At 47.9% G+C, this 234-nt stretch carries 1 pseudogene; it reads right to left on the bottom strand.

Annotated elements, in window-relative coordinates:
* A pseudogene (locus HX062_RS09720) lies at positions 1–234 on the bottom strand (hypothetical protein); the annotation flags it as partial.

The following is a 234-nucleotide window of genomic DNA, read 5'->3' as shown; positions in this document are numbered from 1 at the left end:
GAAATCAGTTGGTGTTTTTCCTGCATTTTCAGGTAATGCTGCCCATAGGTCGTAAGCGGAAAGCCCGTCTGCTCCGGTATCTCCCTTTTCACCCTTTTCTCCTTTAGTACTTGCAAGGAAATCCGTTGGTGTTTTTCCAGCATTTTCAGGTAATGCCGCCCATAGGTCGTAAGCGGAAAGCCCGTCTGCTCCGGTATCTCCCTTTTCACCCTTTTCTCCTTTAGTACTTGCAAG

Origin of the sequence: Myroides sp. DF42-4-2, assembly GCF_030326445.1 — a bacterium.
Taxonomy (GTDB): domain Bacteria; phylum Bacteroidota; class Bacteroidia; order Flavobacteriales; family Flavobacteriaceae; genus Flavobacterium.
Note: the sequence above shows the minus strand (reverse complement) of the source record. Positions and strands in the feature narration are given on the sequence as shown.